We start from the raw sequence: 17,093 nt of genomic DNA, 5'->3' as shown, positions 1-17,093 counted from the left end.
GGGAGCAAGCTACTTGATCAGCCGCCAGCAGAACGGGTAGCGATAGGGTTGCCCCTCGTTGGCCTTGATCCCGGCAATGATCGTCATGACCAGAGCACCTATGGCGATCAGGCTGGCCAACAGGAAACCCACCACTACCAGCATCAGCAACACGCTGATCATGAAGGCAATGGCCACACTGATCTGAAAGTTCAGCGCCTCTTTACCCTGCTCATCGACAAAGGGATCGAGGTCCTTTTTCAGCTGCCAGACGATCAGCGGACCAATCAGACTGCCGAAGGGAAAAACGAACCCGAGGAAGGCCGAGAAGTGACAGAACATCGCCCACTGCCGGGCTTCCTGACTCGGTACGGGCACCGGTGCTTGCTCGTTCTCGCCCATCATCGCTCTCCTTATGCTTTGCCGTGTATCAGTCTGCCAGCGCCGCCTGCTGCAGTTCGAACAGCTCGGCCATGCCTTTCTGTGCCAAGGCCAGCATGGCGTTCAGCTCTTCCGGCTGGAACGGCGCACCCTCGGCGGTGCCCTGCACTTCGATGAAACCGCCGCTGCTGGTCATCACCACATTGAGGTCGGTCTCGGCAGCGGAGTCTTCCAGGTAGTCCAGATCGAGCACCGGCTCACCCTGGTACATGCCCACCGACACCGCGGCAATCATCTGCTTGAGCGGGTCGCCACCTTTCAGGCCGCCGCGCTTCTTGATTACCCGCAATGCATCAACCAGCGCGACCATGGCACCGGTGATCGACGCGGTGCGGGTGCCGCCGTCGGCCTGGATTACGTCGCAGTCGACATACAAGGTGTTCTCACCCAGCTTGGACATGTCCAACGCGGCGCGCAGCGAACGGCCAATCAACCGCTGGATTTCCAGGGTGCGCCCACCCTGCTTGCCACGGCTTGCCTCGCGCTGGTTGCGCGAGCCGGTGGCGCGCGGCAGCATGCCGTACTCGGCGGTCAGCCAGCCCTGGCCCTGACCTTTAAGGAAGCGCGGTACGCCAGACTCGACGCTGACCGTGCAGATCACCTTGGTATCACCGAACTCCACCAGCACCGAACCTTCGGCATGTTTGGTGTAATTGCGAGTGATGCGGATCGAGCGCAACTGATCGGCGGCGCGGTCGCTGGGACGTTTCATCGAGGAATACCTGCTCTGGAGTGAAATCTGTCCGGCATTATAGGGCGCGCAAGACGACGACGACATGTCGAATTGGGAGCGACCGACGCACTGCGTTACAATCCGGCGTTTTTCGCCCCCGACTTACCGAGAGGTCTATCCCATGATCCATAGCATGACGGCCTTCGCCCGCGTCGAACAGGCAACGGCTCACGGCACCCTGAGCTGGGAGCTGCGCTCGGTCAACCACCGCTACCTGGAGCCGCACCTGCGCCTGCCGGACGCCTTCCGTGATCTGGAAGGCTCCGCACGCGAGGCGCTGCGCCAAGGGTTATCGCGGGGCAAAGTTGAATGCACCCTGCGCTTCGCCGAAGACAGCGCCGGCAAGCCCCTGCAAGTCGACCGCGAACGCGCCGCCCAGCTGATCGCCGCCGCGGAGAGCGTGGCCAGCCTGATCAAGCAACCGGCCCCCCTCAACCCGCTGGAAGTGCTCGGCTGGCCTGGCGTGCTGGTGGCCGATGCTGCCGATCCGCAGGCGCTCAACAAAGCCGCGCTGACGCTGTTCAAGCAAGCGCTGAACGAGCTGAAGAGCGGTCGCTCACGCGAAGGGACCGAGTTGGCCAAGCTGCTCAACGAGCGCCTGGACAGCATCCTCGAGGAAGTCACGGCCCTGCGCGAACTGGTGCCGCAGATGCTCGCCACGCAACGGCAGAAGATCCTTGAGCGTTGCAGTGAAATGCAGACCGAACTCGATCCGCAACGCCTGGAGCAGGAACTGGTGATGCTCGCGCAGAAAAGCGATGTGGCCGAGGAACTGGACCGCCTGAGCACCCATGTCAGTGAAGTCAGGCGAGTACTCGGGGCCGGCGGTGCTGCGGGTCGACGCCTGGACTTCCTGATGCAGGAGCTCAACCGCGAAGCCAACACCCTCGGTTCCAAGGCCTTCGACACACGCAGCACTCAGGCCGCGGTCAACCTCAAGGTACTGATTGAGCAGATGCGCGAACAAGTACAGAACATCGAATAAAACGACTGCGCTAGGCTATGCCGCGTTGCTCTGCAACGAATACGGAGCGACAGCCAAAGGCTGGCTCGCCGAGCGAGTGAAACGAGTAAATCAGATCCAACCCGAGAATTGTTTATGTCCATCACCACCGGCACCCTCTACATCATTTCTGCACCCTCCGGCGCCGGCAAGACCAGCCTGGTCAAGGCGCTGCTCGACAGTGAGGCGCTGATTCGCGTCTCGGTGTCCCACACCACTCGCGCCATGCGCCCGGGCGAAGTGGAGGGGGTGAACTACCACTTCACCAACCGCGAGCAGTTCACCCGCATGCTCGACAACAACGAATTCCTCGAGCATGCCGAGGTCTTCGGCAACCTCTATGGCACCTCGCAAAAGTGGGTCGAGCAGACCTTGGCCGAAGGCTTCGACCTGATTCTGGAGATCGACTGGCAGGGCGCGCAGCAGGTACGCCGCCTGATGCCCCAGGCCAAGTCGATTTTCATTCTGCCGCCAACTCAGGAGGCTCTGCGTCACCGCCTGACCAACCGCGGTCAGGACAGCGGGGAAATCATCGAACAACGCATGCGTGAAGCGGTCAGCGAAATGAGCCACTATGTCGAATACGATTACTTGCTGATCAACGACGACTTCGCCCACGCACTCAGCGACCTGAGAGCCATTTTCCGCGCCAACCAGCTGCTGCAGAGTCCGCAACAGCAGCGTCACGCTGGCCTGCTCAGCGAGCTGCTGGCCTGACCCGCCGCGGCCCCGGATAAATCAGTGCTTCCCTTAATGCGGGGGTTTTTTTAAACTCTTTAGTCCGCTCGCCCATTCGGGCCCAGCTTTATCTGCATTTTGCTACGAGGAACACCATGGCCCGCGTAACCGTCGAAGACTGCCTGGACAACGTTGAGAACCGCTTCGAGTTGGTCATGCTTGCCACCAAGCGTTCGCGCCAACTCGCCACCGGCGGCAAAGAGCCGATGCTGGCCTGGGAAAATGACAAGCCGACCGTGGTGGCCCTGCGCGAAATCGCTGCTGGCCTGGTCGACTACGACGTCATCGCACAAGCTGAAATCGTCGAAGAAGAACCGCTGTTTGCGGCATTCGAGGAAGAGGCCAACGAGCCTCAGTAAGTTTATGCCGGGTCGACGTCATACGGCGCAGGGTCATAACAATCGGTACGGAGAACATCCATGCCGAGCATAGACGCCCTCGCCGGTCGACTTTCGACCTACCTCGGCACCGACCAGGTCAACCTGGTCCGGCGTGCCTATTTCTACGCCGAACAAGCCCACGACGGCCAACGCCGACGTAGCGGCGAAGCCTACGTCACCCATCCCCTGGCGGTGGCGAATATTCTTGCCGACATGCACATGGACCATCAAAGCCTGATGGCCGCCATGCTGCATGACGTGATCGAAGACACCGGGATCGCCAAGGAAGCGCTGCATGCGCAGTTCGGCGAAACCGTGGCCGAACTGGTAGACGGGGTCAGCAAGCTGACCCAGATGAACTTCGAGACCAAGGCCGAGGCGCAGGCCGAGAATTTCCAGAAGATGGCCATGGCCATGGCCCGCGATATCCGCGTGATCCTGGTCAAGCTGGCCGACCGCCTCCACAACATGCGCACCCTGGAAGTGCTATCCGGCGAGAAGCGCCGACGCATCGCCAAGGAAACCCTGGAAATCTACGCTCCGATCGCCAATCGCCTGGGCATGCACAGCATGCGGGTGGAGTTCGAGGACCTCGGGTTCAAGGCCATGCATCCGATGCGTTCCGAGCGCATCCGCATCGCCGTGCGCCGCGCGCGCGGCAACCGCAAGGAAATCGTCAACAAGATCGAAGAGTCGCTGACCCACTGCCTCGCCCGCGAAGGCTTGGAGGGCGACGTGCTCGGACGCGAGAAGCACCTCTACGGTATCTACCAGAAGATGCGCGGCAAGCGCCGGGCGTTCAACGAAATAATGGACGTCTACGCCTTTCGCATCGTGGTCGACAAGGTCGACACCTGCTATCGGGTACTCGGCGCCGTGCACAACTTGTATAAACCCTTGCCCGGACGCTTCAAGGATTACATCGCGATCCCCAAGGCCAACGGCTACCAGTCGCTGCACACCACCCTGTTCGGTATGCACGGCGTGCCCATCGAAATCCAGATCCGCACCCGCGAAATGGAGGAGATGGCCAACAACGGCATTGCCGCGCACTGGCTGTACAAGTCCAACGATACAGATCAACCCAAGGGTACCCACGCCCGCGCCCGCCAGTGGGTCAAGGGCGTGCTGGAAATGCAGCAGCGCGCCGGCAACTCGCTTGAATTCATCGAAAGCGTGAAGATCGACCTGTTCCCCGACGAGGTCTACGTGTTCACGCCCAAGGGCCGCATCATGGAGCTACCGAAAGGCTCCACCGCGGTCGACTTCGCCTACGCGGTGCATACCGATGTCGGTAACACCTGTATCGCCTGCCGCATCAACCGCCGCCTGGCGCCGCTGTCGCAAGCCCTGGAAAGCGGCTCTACGGTGGAAATCGTCAGCGCCCCCGGCGCCCGCCCAAACCCGGCCTGGCTGAATTTCGTGGTCACCGGCAAGGCCCGCACGCACATTCGCCACGCCCTGAAACTGCAACGCCGCTCCGAGTCGATCAGCCTCGGCGAGCGTCTGCTGAACAAGGTGCTGGCCAGCTTCAACAGCCATCTGGACAAGCTCACCCACGAACGGGTGCAAGCGGTGCTCGCCGAATATCGCCTGGAAGTCATCGAAGACCTGCTGGAAGATATCGGCCTGGGTAATCGTATGGCCTACGTGGTGGCCCGCCGCCTGCTCGCCAGCGACGGCGAGGAACTGCCGAGTGCCGAAGGCCCGCTGGCGATCCGCGGCACCGAAGGCCTGGTGCTGAGCTACGCGAAATGCTGCACACCGATCCCCGGCGACCCTATCGTGGGTCACCTGTCCGCCGGTAAAGGCATGGTGGTGCACCTGGAAACCTGCCGCAATATCGGCGAAATCCGGCATAACCCGGAAAAATGCATCCAGCTGTCCTGGGCCAAGGATGTGGTCGGCGAGTTCAATGTCGAACTGCGCATCGAACTGGAACACCAGCGCGGACTAATTGCTTTGCTGGCCGGCAGCGTCAACGCCGCCGATGGCAATATCGAGAAGATCAGCATGGACGAGCGCGATGGTCGCATCAGCATCGTGCAACTGGTGGTCAGCGTGCATGACCGCGTGCACCTGGCCCGCGTAATCAAGAAGCTGCGTGCGCTCGCCGGGGTCATTCGCATCACCCGGGTTCGCGCCTAAGTACATGCCAATACACTCATTCCCATTAGAGTGGGCTTGAGCTCACCGCGCTCGCTAAATCCTTTGGCGGGCGATGCCCCCTACCCTCACCAGGAGAAACTCATGAGCAAGAGCGTTATCAATAGCGACAAAGCGCCGGCCGCCATCGGCACCTACTCCCAGGCGATCAAGGCCGGCAACACCGTGTATGTGTCCGGGCAGATCCCGCTGGACCCACAGAGCATGGAGCTGGTCGAAGGCTTCGAGGCGCAGACCGTGCAGGTGTTTGAAAACCTCAAGGCAGTGATTGAGGCCGCTGACGGCTCGTTCAAAGACATCGTAAAACTGAACATCTTCCTCACCGACCTGTCGCACTTCGCCACGGTCAACGAGGTGATGGGGCGTTATTTCGAGCAGCCCTACCCGGCCCGTGCCGCCATCGGCGTAGCCGCTCTGCCGCGCGGCGCGGCGGTGGAAATGGACGCTATCGTAGTACTCGACTAAGTACCCCGGCGGGGTTCGTCACCCCGCCACTTTCATTGGCCCAGCGCAGCACGCCTCGGCGGCGCCAGTTCACGCCTCACTACCCAGCCTGACTCGCCAGTACCGCCGCATAACCCTCGCGGTAGCTTGGGTACTGCGGAGCCCAGCCCAGTGCCCGCGCGCGCGCATTGCTGCAACGCTTGCTGCCGACGCGGCCCAGCGTCGACTCCTCGGCCCGGTGGCTGACACCCAGCTGCATGCGTAACCAGGCCACCACTTCGTGCAGCGCGGCCGGCTCGTCGTCGACGCCGATATAGCAGTCCTGCAACGCCACGCCACGGGCATCGGCTTGCAGCAGAAACGCCAGCAGACCCGCGGCATCGTCGACATGGATGCGATTGCCGTACAGCGGCGGTTCAGCCGCCACCCGATAGCCTTGCTGGACCTGATTGATCAGGCGCTGCCGTCCCGGCCCGTACAGCCCGCTCAGGCGCACCACGGTCGCCGGGATATTGCTGTGCAGCGCGAGCTGCTCGGCTTCACGCATCACCCGACCGGAGAAGCCCTCGGCGGCGGCCGGCGACTGCTCATCGACCCACTCGCCCTGCTGCTGGCCATACACCCCGCTACTGGAGACGAACAGCAGGCGCTGCGGTCGTTGCCCATGCTCGGCCAGCCAACCGAGTACCCGGCGCAAACCCTCGACATAGGCTGCGCGATAACCCGGCTCGTCGTGCTGGCTGGCCGCCGCGCAATACACCAGGTAGTCCAGCGCGCCAGTGGGCCACGCGCCTGGGCAGTGATCGACCTGCAAATCACCGGCGACTGGCAGAATCTGCGGCGGCAGCGCCGCAGCCGTGCGGCGCAGGCCATACACCGCCCAGCCAGCATCGACCAGACGCAACCCCAGGCGGCTACCGACATCCCCGCAACCGGCAATCAACAGCCTCGCTGAACCCATCACAAGCGCCTCCAGAATATCCATGAGGCGCAGTGTAGCCCGGTTGGTTCATTGCAATGCAAAGGCTATGCTTAGCGGTAACTTAATGGATAAACACTATGACCCTCACCGAACTGCGCTACATCGTCACCCTCGCTCAGGAGCAACACTTCGGCCACGCAGCCGAGCGCTGCCATGTCAGCCAGCCGACCCTGTCGGTGGGGGTAAAGAAGCTCGAGGACGAGCTCGGTGTGCTGATCTTCGAGCGCAGCAAAAGCGCGGTGCGCCTGACTCCGGTCGGCGAAGGCATAGTCACCCAGGCGCAGAAGGTGCTGGAGCAGGCGCAGGGCATCCGCGAGTTGGCCCAGGCCGGCAAGAATCAGTTGACCGCGCCGCTGAAGATCGGTGCCATCTACACCGTCGGCCCCTACCTGTTTCCCCACCTGATTCCACAACTGCATCGCGTGGCGCCGCAGATGCCGCTGTACATCGAGGAAAACTTCACCCACGTACTGCGCGACAAGCTGCGCACCGGCGAGCTGGACGCGATCATCATCGCCCTGCCGTTCCAGGAAGCCGATGTACTGACCAAGCCGCTGTATGACGAACCCTTCTACGCGCTGATGCCGGCCGGCCACCCCTGGGCCGCGCTGGACAGCATCGACAGCAAGCTGCTCAACGACAAGAGCCTGTTGCTGCTCGGCGAGGGCCACTGCTTCCGCGACCAGGTACTGGAAGCCTGCCCGACCCTGCGCAAGGGCAGCGAAGAGCACGCCAAGCACACCACCGTGGAGTCCAGCTCGCTGGAAACCATCCGCCACATGGTCGCCTCCGGCCTCGGCGTTTCGATCCTGCCGCTTTCCGCCGTGGACAGTCACCACTATGCCCCTGGAGTGATCGATGTGCGCCCGCTAAGCGCACCGGTGCCGTTCCGCACCGTGGCCATCGCCTGGCGCGCCAGCTTCCCGCGGCCGAAAGCCATTGAAGTACTGGGCGACTCGATCCGCCTGTGCTCGGTGGCCCAGCCTCAAAGCCAAGAAGCCTAAGGCCCGCGCATGACAGAACTGGCCGCGGTTTCCGTTACGGCGCTCAAAGGCGTCGGCGCCGCCCTGGCCGAGAAGCTCGCCAAGGTCGGCCTGGAAAGCCTGCAGGACGTGCTGTTCCACCTGCCGCTGCGCTACCAGGACCGCACCCGCATCGTGCCAATCGGCGCACTGCGGCCCGGCCAGGATGCGGTGGTCGAAGGCGTAGTCGCCGGCGCCGACGTGGTCATGGGCCGCAGGCGCAGCCTGCTGGTACGCCTGCAGGACGGCAGCGGCACCCTCAGTTTGCGTTTCTACCATTTCAGCCAGGCGCAAAAAGAGGGCCTGAAACGCGGCACCCAGGTGCGTTGCTACGGCGAGGTGCGCCCCGGCTCATCCGGACTGGAGATCTACCATCCAGAATACCGCGCCCTGTCCGGCAGCGAACCGATTGCCGTGGAACAGACCCTGACGCCGATCTATCCGAGCACCGAAGGCCTGACCCAGCAGCGCCTGCGCAGCTTGAGCGAGCAGGCGCTGGCGCGGCTCGGCCCGCATAGCCTGCCGGATTGGCTGCCCAGCGAGCTGGCCCGCGACTACCAGCTCAGTCCGCTGGACCAGGCCATCCGTTACCTGCACCGGCCACCGGCGGATGCCGACCTGGAAGAGCTGGCCGAAGGCCGCCACTGGGCCCAGCACCGCCTGGCCTTCGAAGAGCTGCTGACTCACCAGCTGTCACTGCAACGCCTGCGCGAGAGCCTGCGCGCCCAACAGGCGCCGTGCCTGCCCATCGCCAAACAGCTGCCGCAGCAATTCCTCAGCAACCTCGGCTTCCCGCCGACTGGCGCACAAAACCGCGTGGGCGCCGAGATCGCCTACGACCTGAGCCAGGACGAACCCATGCTGCGCCTGATTCAGGGCGATGTCGGCGCCGGCAAGACCGTGGTCGCCGCCTTCGCCGCACTGCAAGCGTTGGAGGCCGGTTACCAGGTGGCGTTGATGGCGCCAACCGAGATTCTCGCCGAACAGCACTTTCTCAACTTCAGCAAATGGCTGGCACCGCTCGGTCTCGACGTCGCCTGGCTGGCCGGCAAACTCAAGGGCAAGGCGCGCGCCGCCGCCCTGCAACAGATCGCCGACGGCACGCCCATGGTGGTCGGCACCCACGCGCTGTTTCAGGATGAGGTGCAGTTCAAACGCCTGGCCCTGGTGATCATCGACGAACAACATCGCTTCGGCGTGCAGCAGCGCCTGGCGCTACGTCAGAAAGGCGTCGGCGGGCGCCTGTGCCCGCACCAGCTGATCATGACCGCAACGCCCATCCCGCGCACCCTGGCGATGAGCGCCTACGCCGACCTGGACACCTCGATCCTCGACGAACTACCGCCCGGTCGCACCCCGGTGAACACCGTTCTGGTCGCCGACAGCCGCCGCCTGGAGGTGATCGAGCGGGTGCGCTCGGCCTGCCACGAGGGGCGCCAGGCCTATTGGGTCTGCACCTTGATTGAAGAATCCGAAGAGCTGACCTGCCAGGCCGCCGAGACCAGCTTCGAGGACCTCACCGCCGCCCTCGATGGCCTGCAGGTCGGGCTGATCCACGGACGCATGAAGCCCGCGGAAAAAGCCGCGGTGATGGATCGGTTCAAGCAGGGCCAACTGCAATTACTGGTCGCCACCACGGTGATCGAAGTCGGCGTTGACGTGCCCAATGCCAGTCTGATGATCATCGAGAACCCGGAACGCCTGGGCCTGGCCCAGCTACACCAACTGCGTGGCCGGGTCGGTCGCGGCAGCGCCGCCAGCCACTGCGTGCTGCTCTATCACCCGCCGCTGTCACAACTGGGGCGGCAGCGCCTGGGCATCATGCGCGAGACCTGCGATGGTTTCGTCATCGCCGAAAAAGACCTGGAACTGCGTGGCCCAGGGGAAATGCTCGGTATCCGCCAGACCGGCCTGCTGCAATTCAAGGTCGCCGACCTGATGCGCGATGCCGACCTGCTGCCCGCGGTGCGCGACGCCGCCCAAGCCCTGTTGGCCCACTGGCCGCAGCATGTCAGCCCGCTACTGGAACGCTGGTTACGCCACGGCCAGCAATACGGCCAAGTGTGAACCAGCGCACAGTGCAGCCGTCGCCTCAGCCGTTGCTTGGCTGGACTGCTGTTTATACTTCTGCCCACTGCACCTCAGCCGGATTTCGTTATGACCGAAGTAGCCCTCGCTCCCGTCACCACGCCGCAGCCACCGACAGTGATTCTGCAACTGCTGGATAAGCTCGCCTTGACCTATCGGGTGCGCAGCGAACACTCGGGGCTGCCGGCCGCCCAGCGCCTGCAGGCTGTGCTGCTCGAAGATGCGCTTGGCGCCCTGCTGGTGCTCTACCCACAGAGCCAGCTACTCGACCTCAATCGCCTGGCCGAGCTGACCGGGCGCAAACTCACCGCGGTGAAGCCGGAACGACTGGAGCGCATGCTCGGCAAGCACAGCCTGAGCACGCTGCCCGGCCTGCCACCGCTGACCAGCTCGCCGTGCCTGTACGATGAGCGCCTGCTCCAGGTACCTAGCCTGCTGGTTGAGTCCGGCCAGCCCGGTGTGCTTCTGGAGATGTCCAGCGAGGTCTTCAAGAGCCTGCTGAGCAAGGCCAGTGCGGCGCGTTTCGGCGAGCCGCTGAGCACTATCCAGCCGAACCTCGACCGCCCGCACGACGACCGCGCCGAGATCAGCCAGGCGGTGCAGGCCTTCACCGCGAGGCGTATCCAGCAACGCCTGGAGGAGACCATCGAAATCCCGCCACTGCCGGAAACCGCGCAGAAGATCGTCAAGCTGCGGGTCGACCCGAATGCCACGGTAGACGACATCACCGGGGTGGTGGAAACCGACCCGGCACTGGCCGCCCAGGTAGTCAGCTGGGCGGCCTCGCCCTACTATGCCGCACCCGGCAAGATCCGCTCGGTGGAAGATGCAATTGTCCGCGTGCTGGGTTTCGACCTGGTGATCAACCTGGCCCTCGGCCTGGCTCTGGGCAAGACCCTGAGCTTGCCCAAGGACCATCCGCAGCAGACCACGCCGTATTGGCAGCAAGCCATCTACACTGCGGCAGTGATCGAGGGACTGACCCGCGCCATGCCGCGCACCCAGCGCCCGGAAGCCGGTCTGACCTACCTCGCCGGCCTGCTACACAACTTCGGTTATCTGCTGCTGGCGCATGTCTTCCCACCGCACTTCTCGCTGATCTGCCGACACCTGGAGGTCAATCCGCACCTCTCCCACAGTTACATCGAGCAGCACTTGCTGGGCATCAGCCGCGAGCAGATTGGCGCCTGGCTGATGCGTTACTGGGACATGCCGGAAGAACTGGCCAGCGCCTTGCGTTTCCAGCATGACCCCGACTATGCCGGCCCCCATGCGGTCTATCCGAATCTGGTGTGCCTGGCCGTCAGCCTGCTGCGCAACCGCGGCATCGGTGCCGGGCCGCAAGGCGAAATCCCACAGAGCCTGCTCGACGGCCTGGGGCTGAGCCGCGAAAAGGCCGATGAGGCCGTCGACAAGGTACTCACGGCCGAAGCGGCGCTGCGTGAACTGGCCGCGCAATTCCACCCACCACAATAAGCCGAGAAGGGACGCCTTGCTCGGTGCAGGCGGACCTCATACACACAGTACACAGGGGCAGGTTCAGGCCCCTTTTTTATGCGTCTGGGTGACCTCTCAATAGCTGCGCCGGATCATTTCAGTTGGGCCCGGCGCTCGGCAAATAGCGCAGGCAGTGCCTGCTCGCTGCTTTCCAGTAGTAGCCTGACCGCTGCCTGTTCATATAAGGCCGCATACTCGTCGAGTTGCGCGCTGGGCATCTGGCGATAAGCGTACAACATGAACGATTCCACGCCCTCGGCACTTGAGGCGTGAAGCGCCCGCGCCTGGGCCTCCGTCTGCTTGCTCAGGGCTTGCTCATCAAGGGTTTCGCCGCGCGCCTTGAGCGCCAGCAGCGCCTGGGTCTTACCCACCTCATAACGCAGCAGCGCAGCCAGGGCGGTGGTGTGCGCCGCGACATCGAGACGCCGCACCAACGCCAGGCGTGCTTGCAGTGGCGGACGAGCGGCCAGCTGTGCACGGTAGCTGGCCAGGGCCTCGGCGCCGTCTTCGCCGACGGCGCGCTCGGCGGCGGTAAAACGCCGCGCCAGGGGACTGTCGAGCACCCGCTGTGCCTGCTCTAGCTGAGCCTGGTCAAGGGTGCCGACCAGGCGTTTGGCCAAGTCCTGGCACAAGGCATCGGCGGCAAACAGCCGACCCAGCTCGGCCTGCCGCGTCGCGCTCAGCCCACGCTGCAGCAGCGGTGCACTCTGCTCGCAGAGCAGGCGAATCCCGGCCAGCTCGAACAACGGGGCGAAGGCTTCGGCTTTAGGTGGTGATGCGTGCGCCAGGCTGGCGACGGACAACAGACACAGGATGATGAAACGCATTGGCAGGCTTCCGCAGGGACTCCGGCCAGCCTAACCAAAGAGGCGCGCGCCGACCAGCAGTGGCGCGCGAGGTTGCGCGTCAGGCGGCCTTTTTTTCGGCCGTTTTTTTCTTCGGGACCAGGTACTTGGTCAGCCCCTGAAACCACAGCACCAGCGCGGGGTTGCCCTGGATCTGGATATCCTTGTTCTGGATGCCCTGCATAAAGGCCAGCTGCTTGTTCTTCGCACTCATGGTGGCGAAGCCATAGGCGCCGTCCTTGAAACCCAGGGCGAAAGCCGGCTCGAGCGCAGGGCCGCGCTTGCTGCTGATGCGCTGATCTTTGACGATGAAGTGACGGGCGATCTTGCCATCCAGGGTGTGCAGCTGGAACACCATGTCACGGTCAACCAGTTGTTGCTGGAAAGCAGGGTTTTCACGGCTGGCCTTGGTCATCAGGCGACCCAGCATCCACAGGAGAAAACGGAATTTCATGCACGCAGCCTCGGCGAGGGAAAAGAAACGGCGCGCAGTGTAGCGGTTTGTCGCGAGGACTACAGCCAAACTAAAGCCTGGCGGAGGCGAGCGTGCGGGGCTCGAGAGGGCACCCGGAGCCAGCTAGCTCCGGGCTGGCAAAGCTCAGTTGACCGCGTCTTTCAGGGACTTGCCCGGTTTGAAGGCAACGGTATTGCTGGCCTTGATCTGCACCGGCTGGCCGGTTTGGGGGTTTTTGCCGGTGCGCGCGCCACGATGGCGCTGCAGGAAAGTGCCAAACCCAACCAGGGTCACACTGTCCTTGCGGTTCAGCGCGCCGGTGATTTCTTCGAGCACGGCGTTGAGTACACGATTGGCCTGATCCTTGGTCAGATCTGCCTTATCGGCGATGGCGGCGGCGAGTTCCGGTTTACGCATAAAAAGCCTCTTTGACGGTTTGTTGTTGTTGTGTCCGTGCTGTTCGTCAGAACAGCGCTCAAAGCGCCGCAACAGCTCTGTGCTGCGGCAGACTGAGGGAGAATGGCACGCCATTTCGACCCGCGCCAGTCTTGTCCGACAGTTTAATCCGGGGTTTTACGACATACCCGACAGAACCGCAGACATTCACGCCAGAAGCGCCGGCAGCTGCTTATTCAGGGCCAGTTTTTCCTGCACGGCCGCGCCGGTCAGGGCGTAGCCAAGCAAGGCGCCAGAGGCGTCGCGGCACAAGGCCTTGATGTCGCTGCCGCTACCCTCCACCGTCCATTCGCCCTGCAGGCCACGCGGTGGCGGCGACACCACCAGCGGACACACCGGGGTTTTCACTGTGACCGGCATGGCGCCATAGCGGACTGCGGTCGGCTGACCGGCCAGGGTCTGCGCCAGGGCACGAGCACAGGCCATCAGCGGCATCACGTAGAGCAAGTTGAGGCCATCGACCTCGGCACAATCGCCCAAGGCATAGATATTGGCGTGCGAGGTGCGCAACTGGCGATCGACCATCACCCCGCGATTGACCGCCAGGCCGGCCGCAGCGGCCAGCTCGATACGTGGACGCAGGCCGACCGCCGAGACCACCAGGTCACAGGCGATCTGCGTACCGTCGGACAGGCGCGCGAGCAAGCCCTCCGACGCGTGGTTGAGGCTGCTCAACACCGGCCCGAGGTGAAAGCGCGCGCCGAGGCTTTCCAGGCCCGCCTGCACCGCCGCGGCTGCCGCCGGATGCAGCAGCCCGGGCATCACCTGCTCGCACGGCGCGACCAGTTCAACCTGATAGCCACCGAGACTCAGGTCATTGGCAAACTCGCAACCGATCAAGCCGGCACCGAGCAGCAACACGCGGCGCTTGCCGGCCGCCGCCAGGCGAAAGCGCGCGTAGTCTTCCAGGTCATTGATCGGGAACAGCGCATCCCCGGCGTCGCCCGCGACCGGTACGCGGATCACCTCGGCGCCCCAGGCCAGCACCAGGTCGCGGTAGGGCACGGCTTCTTCGCCGATCCACAGGCGCTGGTGCCCGGCATCGATACCGGTAATCCGCGTATGGGTGCGCACCTCGGCCTGCAGCTGTTCGGCCATGGCACCCGGCTCGGCCATGCTCAGGCCGTCGGCGTCCTTGTGCTTGCCGAAGCCGGTGGAGAGCATCGGCTTGGAGTAGGAGCGACCGTCATCGGCGGTGATCAGCAGCAACGGCGTCTGACTGTCCAGCTTGCGAAACTCCCGCGCCAGGTTGTAGCCGGCCAGGCCGGTGCCGACGATCACCACAGGTGCACTCATTGCCCATTCCTCACTCGTAAAAACGCCGTGGCAGCCCCTAGTGGTCTGTGTGGCTAGTTCAATTAGTCAATTTCGGCGTTTGCGACCCCGATACTGCGTTGCCGACTCAGGCGAGCTCGATCATCTCGAAATCCATCTTGCCCGCGCCGCAATCCGGGCAGATCCAGTCTGCGGGAATGTCTTCCCAACGGGTTCCGGGGGCAATCCCCTCTTCCGGCAGACCAGCCGCTTCGTCGTAGATAAAGCCGCAAACCACGCATTGCCACTTGCCCATGCTGCCTCCGCGATACGGCAACTGCTGCTAAACCTAGCCCACTCATCGGCCCGGCGGCAAACCGGGACAGACGCCTCCCCCAGCAGGTCGAGGTGGTTTAGCCCGCCCAATAAAAACGGCGGCCTGCTGGGCCGCCGTTAGTCAATTCTGGGATCAGGCGATTTCGATCATCTCGAAATCCATCTTGCTCACGCCGCAGTCCGGGCACAACCAGTCTTCCGGTACGTCTTGCCACGGGGTGCCGGCAACTATGCCTTCATCGGGCCAACCCTGGCTTTCGTCGTAAATCAGCCCACAGACCACACATTGCCACTTCTTCATAACGACCTCTGTAACTTTCACGGTAGTGCGCGAGGCACGCTACCGCAAATGCACGCAGGCGCCAAGCCGCCGGGCGACGAATGCCACCCGGCGGGGTCGCTTAACGCACGACCTGCAGCGGGTCGGTAATGGCCATGCCGTACATGGCGATCATGGTCAGGGCACCGGCTGCCAGGAGGTAGTAGAGGGTCGGCAACATGGTCTTGCGCAGGGTGATGCCTTCACGTCCAAGCAGGCCCACGGTGGCCGAAGCCGCCACCACGTTGTGGATGGCGATCATGTTGCCGGCAGCGGCGCCGACCGACTGCGCAGCCACCATCATAGCCCCGGAAACTCCGAGCAACCCGGCGGTGTTGAACTGGAACTGCGAGAGCATCAGGTTCGACACGGTGTTGGAGCCGGCAATAAAGGCACCGAGGCCGCCGACGGCTGGGGCGAACAACGGATAGATGCCGCCTACGCTGTCCGCCACCAGCTTGGCCATGGCCACCGGCATCGACATCAGATCGGACGCATTGACCCCGGAGTTGATCAGGATACGCACCATCGGGATGGTGAAGATCAGCACGAAACCGGCGCCGAGTAGCGTACGGCTCGACTCGCTGACTGCCGCGCCCAGCTCGGCCAGGCGCATGCGGTGCAGGAAGCAGGTCACCAGCACCACCATGCACAGGATGCCGCCCGGCAGATACAGCGGTTGCAGGGTGCCAGAGACACCGGTTTCACCGAGGATGTCGGTCCAGCCAAAGCTGACCGCCATCAACGCGGCTTTCAGCTCGGGGAATATCCGCGAGGCCACCAGAAATACCGCCAGCAGCAGATACGGGGCCCAGGCCATGCGCACGGAAATCGGCGTCTTGCCGGCGATGTCCTCGATTTTCAACTCGAGCTTGCCCATCCATTCGGCTGGCCAGTCTTTCGCGTCGGCGAAATCCCAGGTTTCCTTCGGCAGCAGGAAGCCTGCTTTGGCAGCCGGAATCACGATGGCCAGGCCGACCATGGCGCCAATCATCGAGGGGAACTCAGGGCCGAGGAACACCCCCGCCGCCATATACGGCAGGACGAAGGCCAGACCGGTGAAAATGGCGAACGGCGCCACCATCAGGCCTTCTTTCCAGGACTGATTCTTGCCGAAGAAACGGGTCATGATCATCAGCATGATCAACGGCATGAGGATGCCGATCAGGCCATGAGTGATGGCCACCCGCGAGTAGATCAGCTGGAAGAAGATGTCCCAGCTGCTATTGAGCGCCAGCAACTGTGCGCTCATTCCGGACTGGTCCAGACCTCCCGCGACACCCACCAGCATCGGCGTACCAACCGCGCCGAACGACACCGGAGTGGATTGCACCATCATCCCCAATATCACCGCAGCCAGTGCCGGGAAACCCAGGGCCACCAGCAACGGCGCGGCGACCGCGGCCGGGGTACCGAAACCGGAAGCGCCTTCGATAAAGCAACCGAACAGCCAGGCGACGATCAGCGCCTGCACCCGGCGATCCGGGCTGATGCTGGAGAAGCCCCGGCGAATCGCACTGATGCCGCCCGAGTGCTTGAGGGTATTGAGCAGCAGGATCGCGCCGAAGATGATCCAGAGGATCGCCGCGGTGAGAATCAGCCCCTGCAAGCTGGAGGCGATAACCCGATTGAGGGTCATGTCCCAGGCCGTCAGGCCGATAATCGCAGTGAGCAGGAAGACCACCGGCATCGCGTACTTGGCCGGCCAGCGAAAGCCGATCAGCAGCACACCCGCCAGCACCAGTGGCACGAAGGCCAGGATGGACAGCATCGTTTGACTCATGAGTTGGTTCCTATTTGTTATTGTGAACCACAGTGTTCCGGGGGTACCCGGTGCCACGCATCTGGACCTGCCAGGCCGCGGTGCAGCAGTCTGCTAAGCCTCCACAGATCCTTCGACGACGACACGGGGTAGCCCCACGCCGGCGTCAATGCTCAATAGTCCCGCCAGCACGC

18 protein-coding genes are annotated in these 17,093 nt (G+C 63.4%); 8 read left to right on the top strand and 10 right to left on the bottom strand.

Annotated features, from left to right (window positions below):
* Positions 1 to 9: 9 nt before the first annotated feature.
* Together TMS3_RS03625 and rph are read right to left on the bottom strand one after the other, a co-directional pair.
* Positions 10 to 381, bottom strand: a complete 372-nt coding sequence (locus TMS3_RS03625) for a DUF4870 domain-containing protein (protein WP_025163891.1) — start codon at positions 379 to 381, stop codon at positions 10 to 12.
* 28 nt (positions 382 to 409) lie between these two features.
* Positions 410 to 1,132 carry a ribonuclease PH gene (gene rph / locus TMS3_RS03620; protein WP_025163890.1) on the bottom strand — a complete coding sequence of 241 codons (723 nt, stop codon included), beginning with the start codon at positions 1,130 to 1,132 and terminating at the stop codon, positions 410 to 412.
* Between the two features lie 142 nt (positions 1,133 to 1,274).
* Between rph and TMS3_RS03615 the strand changes: the two genes are divergently transcribed.
* From TMS3_RS03615 to TMS3_RS03595, 5 genes are all read left to right on the top strand, one after another.
* Complete coding sequence (locus TMS3_RS03615) at positions 1,275 to 2,138, top strand: YicC/YloC family endoribonuclease (RefSeq protein ID WP_025163889.1); 864 nt, start codon at positions 1,275 to 1,277, stop codon at positions 2,136 to 2,138.
* Positions 2,139 to 2,252: 114 nt separating this feature from the next.
* Positions 2,253 to 2,873, top strand: a complete 621-nt coding sequence (gene gmk / locus TMS3_RS03610; RefSeq protein WP_025163888.1) for a guanylate kinase — start codon at positions 2,253 to 2,255, stop codon at positions 2,871 to 2,873.
* 116 nt (positions 2,874 to 2,989) lie between these two features.
* The gene (gene rpoZ / locus TMS3_RS03605) at positions 2,990 to 3,253 is read left to right on the top strand and encodes a DNA-directed RNA polymerase subunit omega (RefSeq protein ID WP_025163887.1); all 264 of its coding nucleotides are present in this window, start codon (positions 2,990 to 2,992) and stop codon (positions 3,251 to 3,253) included.
* 60 nt (positions 3,254 to 3,313) lie between these two features.
* Positions 3,314 to 5,422 (top strand): bifunctional GTP diphosphokinase/guanosine-3',5'-bis pyrophosphate 3'-pyrophosphohydrolase, encoded by a 2,109-nt coding sequence (gene spoT / locus TMS3_RS03600; protein WP_025163886.1) that lies wholly within the window; start codon positions 3,314 to 3,316, stop codon positions 5,420 to 5,422.
* Between the two features lie 102 nt (positions 5,423 to 5,524).
* Positions 5,525 to 5,905: a RidA family protein gene (locus TMS3_RS03595; protein ID WP_025163885.1), complete on the top strand. Its 381-nt coding sequence runs from the start codon at positions 5,525 to 5,527 to the stop codon at positions 5,903 to 5,905.
* A gap of 79 nt (positions 5,906 to 5,984) precedes the next feature.
* Here the strand turns inward: TMS3_RS03595 and TMS3_RS03590 are convergent, their stop codons facing one another.
* Positions 5,985 to 6,845: an SDR family oxidoreductase gene (locus tag TMS3_RS03590; protein WP_025163884.1), complete on the bottom strand. Its 861-nt coding sequence runs from the start codon at positions 6,843 to 6,845 to the stop codon at positions 5,985 to 5,987.
* A 98-nt stretch (positions 6,846 to 6,943) separates the two neighbouring features.
* Between TMS3_RS03590 and TMS3_RS03585 the strand changes: the two genes are divergently transcribed.
* The 3 genes from TMS3_RS03585 (at position 6,944) to TMS3_RS03575 (ending at position 11,452) form a co-directional block, all read left to right on the top strand.
* Positions 6,944 to 7,870 (top strand): hydrogen peroxide-inducible genes activator, encoded by a 927-nt coding sequence (locus TMS3_RS03585; protein ID WP_025163883.1) that lies wholly within the window; start codon positions 6,944 to 6,946, stop codon positions 7,868 to 7,870.
* 9 nt (positions 7,871 to 7,879) lie between these two features.
* The gene (recG, locus tag TMS3_RS03580) at positions 7,880 to 9,955 is read left to right on the top strand and encodes an ATP-dependent DNA helicase RecG (RefSeq protein WP_025163882.1); all 2,076 of its coding nucleotides are present in this window, start codon (positions 7,880 to 7,882) and stop codon (positions 9,953 to 9,955) included.
* A 90-nt stretch (positions 9,956 to 10,045) separates the two neighbouring features.
* Entirely contained in the window at positions 10,046 to 11,452 is a 1,407-nt protein-coding gene (locus TMS3_RS03575) for an aminoacyl-tRNA deacylase and HDOD domain-containing protein (RefSeq protein WP_025163881.1), read from the top strand.
* Between the two features lie 113 nt (positions 11,453 to 11,565).
* On the opposite strand, the gene TMS3_RS03570 is transcribed toward TMS3_RS03575, so the two are convergent.
* The 7 genes from TMS3_RS03570 to TMS3_RS03540 all read right to left on the bottom strand — a co-directional run bounded on the left by TMS3_RS03570 (position 11,566) and on the right by TMS3_RS03540 (position 16,920).
* Positions 11,566 to 12,300 (bottom strand): hypothetical protein, encoded by a 735-nt coding sequence (locus TMS3_RS03570; RefSeq protein WP_025163880.1) that lies wholly within the window; start codon positions 12,298 to 12,300, stop codon positions 11,566 to 11,568.
* A 79-nt stretch (positions 12,301 to 12,379) separates the two neighbouring features.
* Positions 12,380 to 12,772 (bottom strand): hypothetical protein, encoded by a 393-nt coding sequence (locus TMS3_RS03565; RefSeq protein ID WP_025163879.1) that lies wholly within the window; start codon positions 12,770 to 12,772, stop codon positions 12,380 to 12,382.
* A 144-nt stretch (positions 12,773 to 12,916) separates the two neighbouring features.
* Positions 12,917 to 13,189 (bottom strand): HU family DNA-binding protein, encoded by a 273-nt coding sequence (locus tag TMS3_RS03560; protein ID WP_025163878.1) that lies wholly within the window; start codon positions 13,187 to 13,189, stop codon positions 12,917 to 12,919.
* A 186-nt stretch (positions 13,190 to 13,375) separates the two neighbouring features.
* Positions 13,376 to 14,524, bottom strand: coding sequence for an NAD(P)/FAD-dependent oxidoreductase (locus tag TMS3_RS03555; protein ID WP_025163877.1), 1,149 nt, complete (start codon positions 14,522 to 14,524; stop codon positions 13,376 to 13,378).
* Positions 14,525 to 14,630: 106 nt separating this feature from the next.
* Entirely contained in the window at positions 14,631 to 14,798 is a 168-nt protein-coding gene (locus TMS3_RS03550; protein WP_025163876.1) for a rubredoxin, read from the bottom strand.
* A 153-nt stretch (positions 14,799 to 14,951) separates the two neighbouring features.
* Positions 14,952 to 15,119 (bottom strand): rubredoxin, encoded by a 168-nt coding sequence (locus tag TMS3_RS03545; RefSeq protein ID WP_025163875.1) that lies wholly within the window; start codon positions 15,117 to 15,119, stop codon positions 14,952 to 14,954.
* A gap of 100 nt (positions 15,120 to 15,219) precedes the next feature.
* Entirely contained in the window at positions 15,220 to 16,920 is a 1,701-nt protein-coding gene (locus TMS3_RS03540) for an L-lactate permease (protein ID WP_025163874.1), read from the bottom strand.
* Between the last annotated feature and the right edge of the window lie 173 nt (positions 16,921 to 17,093).

Origin of the sequence: Pseudomonas taeanensis MS-3, assembly GCF_000498575.2 — a bacterium.
Classification (GTDB): domain Bacteria; phylum Pseudomonadota; class Gammaproteobacteria; order Pseudomonadales; family Pseudomonadaceae; genus Aquipseudomonas; species Aquipseudomonas taeanensis.
Note: the sequence above shows the minus strand (reverse complement) of the source record. Positions and strands in the feature narration are given on the sequence as shown.